The sequence below is a fragment of the Peribacillus sp. P4_C12 genome (assembly GCF_056402095.1).
In genome coordinates this window covers 1-5,914 of sequence record NZ_JBFUIB010000225.1, presented here as the reverse complement: position 1 = coordinate 5,914, position 5,914 = coordinate 1, and the positions used below count along the sequence as shown (strand labels likewise).

Genomic DNA, 5,914 nt, shown 5'->3' with positions numbered 1-5,914 from the left:
GCCGAATGAACCATTCACATGGGCATCTGGAATTAAATCCCCTATTTACTGCGATAACCGCTTAACCCTTTCTTACCCTGAGGTTCGAAAGGAAATAGCAGAAGGATTGAAAGTATTAATTGAACAGCATTTCCCTGAGGCTGAATTGATTGCCGGTACTGCAACGGCAGGCATTCCGCATGCGGCTTGGGTGAGTGAAAAATTAGATGCACCAATGTGCTATGTTCGCTCCAAAGCGAAGGAGCACGGTAAGGGCAATCAAATCGAAGGTCGCGCTGTTCCAGGGCAAAAAGTTGTGGTTGTGGAAGATTTGATTTCAACCGGTGGAAGTGTAATTACGGCTGTAAACGCGCTTAAAGAAGCAGGCTGTGATGTCCTTGGGGTCGTTTCTATCTTTTCTTACCAACTGGAAAAGGGAAAAGAAAAGTTCCTTGCTGAAGGCATTACGAACTATTCATTAAGTGACTATTCGACCTTAATCAAAGTCGCTAACGAAAAAGGCTACATCACAGAAGGCGAACTGGAAAAGTTGAAAAAATGGCGGGAAAACCCAGAAGATACCGCGTGGATTTTAGCATAAAAAAGTGTGTCCCAATCTTGTAGATTGGGACACACTTATATTTTTGTATTTAAATCAATCCTTTACAGCTTCTGCTTCTTTTAAGCGAATAACTGTATCTGCATCTGGTGTAATATATACGGTTTGCTGCTGTTCATAGATGACAAAGCCGGGCTTCGAGCCATTCGGCTTCTTTACATGGCGAACTTGTGTAAAGTCTACGGGCACCGAACTCGATTGCTTTGCTTTACTGAAGAAGGCTGCTAAAACTGCTGCTTCTTTTATGGTTTCTTCACTCGGTGATTCATTCCTAATCACAACATGTGACCCAGGGATGTCTTTTGTATGAAGCCAAATTTCATCGCGACGTGCAAATTTATTCGTTAAATAATCATTTTGTTTATTGTTTTTCCCGACAAAAATGAGATCTCCATCTGTGGAATAATATGTTTCAAGTTGTGGTTTTGCATTGGCAGGCTTTTTCATGCCTTTTTTCTTTTTTTGACGAATATATCCTTCTTCCTGAAGTTCCTCGCGTATTTCCTCAATATCTTTAGGTGAAGCCGATTGGAGTTGCTGATGCAACGCTTCAAAGTAGGCTAATTCCAATTTTGCTTTCTCGATTTGCTCTTGTACGACACCGACTGCATTTTTGGACTTTTGGTATCTAGAGAAGTACTTTTGCGCATTATCAGATGGGTTTTTTAATGGGTCAAGAGGGATTATGACCATACTTTGTTCATCATCATAATAATTGACCACTTCAATTTCCTTCATGCCTTTTTTCATTTGATATAAGTTAGCTGTCAGCAGTTCACCGAACAATTGGTATTGTTCTCCGCGTTCCGTTTCCTTTAATGTTCGTTCGAGTTTGCCGATTTTTTTTGAGTTCTTTTCAATTTCATTCGCAATGAAACGGTCTACATCCTGACTCTTTTGCTTTACCCGATCTCGCTCTGCCTTTCCAAAGTAATACCGATCAAGCATCTCGCTTAATGAAGAAAATGTTCTGTGTTTTCCAGTCAGGTGCTCTAGCGAAAGCATATAAAACACTTCTTTGTTGCCGTCTTGTTTTATAGTTGCGGAATATTTTTGTTCCGATATTTCCTTGATAAGACTTGAAAAGGCCGATGGAAGAGTGGTACTGTTGGCCAACCCTGCCCGATAAACGGCCTCCTTTGCAACTAACGGAGAAACTCCAGAAAATTGGGCAACAAGTTGACGATCGAGTTTTCCCGCATTAAAGTCGATATTTTTCCTTATATCATCCTCAGTAGCATCAAAGGGGTTATGCTTTTCTTGTGCAGGGGGCACTTTGTATTCCTGCCCAGGTAATATCGCCCGATAGCTGTTCACAGCGTAAGAGACATGCTTAATGCTGTCTAATATCATATTCCGTTCTTTATCAACTAAAACAATATTACTGTGACGACCCATGATTTCCACGATTAACTGCTTTTGCGAGACATCACCAAGCTCGTTACGACCCTTCACCTCAAAAATAATCATCCGATCTAGTTCATATTGATAAATATCTTCAATCGTATAGCCTTCGAGATGCTTTCGAAGCAGCATACAGAACATTGGCGGCTCTTTTGGATTTTCATAACTTTCTTCTGTCAACTGTACTCTTGAATAGCTTGGATGGGCTGATAATAAGAGTTTATGGTTCTTACCTCCAGCGCGAACAACCAGGATAACTTCATTTTTATAAGGCTGATGAACTTTATTGATGCGTCCACCTTTTAGTATAGAAGCGATTTCTTCCGTCATCGCTTTCGTAAATAATCCATCAAATGACATTCTATTTTTACTTCCTTTACATAAGATTTTCTATGACTCCATTGATTTTAATTGATGTTAGTTACAGAGAGTTTTTCGTCCTATAATTAACTCGCAAAAGTGACATTTGCAAGTTTAGAAAAACTCGATGAAGCGAGCTTTAAAATGTTCAGGTAAATTGAATTGATCAATTCTTATATGTACCTAGTTTAAACTAGCCAAAGTTTACCTTTTAAGGTGGCCTATTTTTATACGCAGTTGTTCGTTCAATTTTGGATAAGGTTCGTTCATCTTTCGCATTTCTGTTTAATTATAGCATTTTTTTGGACGAGTCTGAATAATCATGGAAGAAGAGCAGATTGTTTTATGTATTTAGTATGCGGACAGGTGTTGGATGAGCAGAGCTAGAGCGCCTGTTTGGTTGTATACAGGGGCCTATTTCATTCTATTCAAAGGGATGTGTGATACTTGATGGAGTTCAAGGAAATGAATAAGCAAGAAATGGAGAGAGCGCTTCAAACAAACGTTACACACGGTTTGGACGATGATGAAGTAAAGGACAGGCTGCATAAGCATGGTTTTAACGAATTAAAAGAAGGAGAAAAACAGTCAGCTATCCTTTTATTTTTCGCACAATTTAAAGATTTTATGGTCATTGTTTTACTTGCGGCGACCTTGGTCTCCGGTATTCTGGGTGAGTATATCGATGCGATTGCCATCATGGCGATTGTTTTTTTGAATGGAGTGCTAGGCTTTTTTCAAGAACGAAAGGCCGAAAAATCTTTGGATGCCCTGAAGGAAATGTCAGCGCCACAAGTTCATGTTCTTAGGAATGGTCACTGGCTGAAGATTCCATCTAGAGAAGTCGTAGTGGGGGATATCTTGAAATTTTCGAGCGGGGATAGAATTGGCGCCGATTTACGGATTGTTGATAATTCAAGCCTTGAGATTGAAGAGTCGGCACTTACCGGTGAGTCGCTCCCGGCTGTTAAATGTTCTGATCCGATAATTAATGAGTTAGAAGGTATTGGTGATCAGGAAAATATGGCTTTTATGGGAACCATGGTTACAAGAGGGAATGGAGTCGGTATTGTTGTCGCTACAGGCATGAATACTGCGATGGGGAAGATTGCCGACTTGCTTCAGACAGCTGAAACAAAAGAAACACCTTTACAGCGCCGTTTAGAGCAGCTTGGTAAAATTTTAATCGTCACGGCGTTGATATTAACGGTGATCGTCGTACTGACTGGAGTCATTCAAGGACATGATCTCTATACAATGTTTTTAGCAGGCGTTTCTTTAGCAGTTGCGGCGATTCCGGAAGGATTGCCAGCAATTGTGACTGTAGCCTTGTCGTTAGGCGTTCAGCGTATGATCAAGCAAAAAGCGATCGTACGTAAGCTTCCAGCGGTCGAAACGCTTGGTTGCGCAACAGTGATTTGCTCAGATAAAACAGGTACACTGACGCAAAACAAAATGACGGTGACTAAAATTTGGAGTGGAGGTAAAACCTGGGATGTCAGTGGGACTGGATATAATCCGATTGGGGAGTTTTCATTAGGTGGAGTTTCCGTTGCTCCGAAAAACCACAAAGCTTTGCTTCAAATGATGACATTTGGACTGCTCTGTAACAAAGCTGAACTAAACGAGAAAGGAAAACAATATGTCCTTGATGGAGATCCGACAGAAGGGGCGATGTTGGTTGCCGCAATGAAGGCAGGTTTGACAAGGGAATACTTATCTAATCGGTTCACGATAGTGAAGGAGTTTCCATTTGACTCGGGCCGGAAAATGATGAGCGTTATAGTGAAGGATGATAAAGAGAATCATTTCGTCATCGTAAAAGGGGCCCCTGATGTATTGCTCGCCCAATGCGACACGATTCTATGGGAAGGGAAGTCGGGCCCGCTGAATCGGGAAAGTAAGGAAAGAGTTCAACAAGACATGAGCGAGTTAGCTTCACAGGCACTGCGGATGATTGCCGTTGGTTATAAGCCCCTTTCGAAAGGAACAATTCTGCTCCATGAAACAGAAGCTGAGCGCAATTTGACCTTCATGGGACTGCAGGGCATGATTGACCCTCCGCGTCCAGAGGTGAAGCAGGCGGTTAAAGAGTGCCGTGATGCGGGAATCAAAACCGTCATGATCACTGGTGACCATGTAATAACCGCAAAGGCGATAGCTAAAGAACTTGGTATTTTAAAAGGGAAAGACCTCGTACTAGAAGGCAGACAATTATCAGATATGGAAGTAGGAGAGCTTGAGGAAATAGTAGAAAGTGTTTCGGTGTTTGCTCGCGTTTCCCCGGAACATAAGCTAAAAATCGTAAAGGCATTGCAAAATAAAGGACATGTAGTAGCGATGACAGGTGATGGAGTCAATGATGCACCAGCAATAAAATCAGCGGATATTGGTATATCTATGGGAATCACCGGGACAGATGTTGCCAAAGAGGCTTCCTCCTTGATATTGGTTGATGATAATTTTGCAACAATAAAATCAGCCATTAAAGAAGGCAGAAATATCTATGAAAATATCCGAAAGTTTATTCGTTATTTGCTAGCATCCAATGTTGGAGAGATTTTGGTTATGTTTTTTGCGATGCTATGCGGCTTGCCTTTACCATTAATCCCGATCCAAATTCTATTCGTGAACCTCGTTACGGACGGTCTTCCTGCGATGGCTTTGGGGCTTGATGCGCCAGAAGACGATGTGATGAAGAGAAATCCTAGAAATGCAAATGAAGGTGTATTCGGCAGAGGACTTGGATGGAAAATTATCTCTCGTGGTTTTCTAATTGGAATTTCAACACTGATAGCGTTTTACGTGGTATATCGAGCGAACCCTGATAATCTGACTTATGCACAAACGATCGCATTTGCTACCCTTGTTCTTGCTCAACTAATCCACGTTTTCGATTGTAGAAGTGAACGATCAATCTTTTCGAGAAATCCATTTGGTAATCTATATTTAGTGGGAGCTGTGCTGTCTTCCCTTTTGTTAATGCTCGCCGTCATGTATGTTCAGCCCTTGCAAGCGATATTCCATACCGTTCCGATTTCGGGGAGGGATTGGCTTTTAGTATTAGGAATGTCGTCCATCCCAACTTTTTTACTAGCAGGAACTTTTTTAGCAAGAAAAGCACAATGAAATATGATATAATCTTTAAGGTGGTAGAGTCTTGCTCTATTACCTTTTTATTTTTATAGCCTTTTATTTATAAGCTCAAGCGTCCGTGCTGAAGCTGATATATAATTAATGTAAACGCCAAGTTACTACATTATGCTTGATAGGAAGTGAAGCCATGGTTACCAGTATGACGGGCTATGGAAGAGAAGAAGCAGCAAACGAACAGGTCAAGATTTTTGCCGAAATCAAGACGGTGAACCATCGTTTTTGTGAATATACGATTCGAATGCCGCGCCAACTTTTGGTTTTGGAAGAAAAAGTGAAGAAAAAGGCGAATCAATACATAAGAAGGGGACGGGTGGAAATCTTCATTACAGTAGAAGGTGATAGCCTAGTTTCCAAAAAGGTCAAGATCGATTGGGATCTTGCTGATCAGTATGTGAG

4 protein-coding genes are annotated in these 5,914 nt (G+C 41.2%); 3 read left to right on the top strand and 1 reads right to left on the bottom strand.

Annotated features, from left to right (window positions below):
- The coding region (gene pyrE / locus AC1DUW_RS19485; RefSeq protein ID WP_477643241.1) for an orotate phosphoribosyltransferase at positions 1-580 on the top strand (580 nt) is incomplete at its 5' end.
- Between the two features lie 54 nt (positions 581-634).
- On the opposite strand, the gene AC1DUW_RS19480 is transcribed toward pyrE, so the two are convergent.
- Positions 635-2,362 carry an Rqc2 family fibronectin-binding protein gene (locus tag AC1DUW_RS19480; RefSeq protein WP_053345268.1) on the bottom strand — a complete coding sequence of 576 codons (1,728 nt, stop codon included), beginning with the start codon at positions 2,360-2,362 and terminating at the stop codon, positions 635-637.
- Between the two features lie 450 nt (positions 2,363-2,812).
- On the opposite strand from AC1DUW_RS19480, the gene AC1DUW_RS19475 reads away from it, so the two are divergent.
- Positions 2,813-5,491 (top strand): calcium-translocating P-type ATPase, SERCA-type, encoded by a 2,679-nt coding sequence (locus tag AC1DUW_RS19475; RefSeq protein WP_477643242.1) that lies wholly within the window; start codon positions 2,813-2,815, stop codon positions 5,489-5,491.
- A gap of 154 nt (positions 5,492-5,645) precedes the next feature.
- Positions 5,646-5,914: YicC/YloC family endoribonuclease (locus AC1DUW_RS19470; RefSeq protein ID WP_477643240.1), on the top strand; the 269-nt coding region annotated here is incomplete at its 3' end.

Excerpts from the sequence above, each read along its gene's own strand:
- AC1DUW_RS19480 (WP_053345268.1), bottom strand. The coding sequence starts at position 2,362 with ATGTCATTTGATGGATTATTTACGAAAGCGATGACGGAAGAAATCGCT.
- AC1DUW_RS19475 (WP_477643242.1), top strand. The coding sequence starts at position 2,813 with ATGGAGTTCAAGGAAATGAATAAGCAAGAAATGGAGAGAGCGCTTCAA.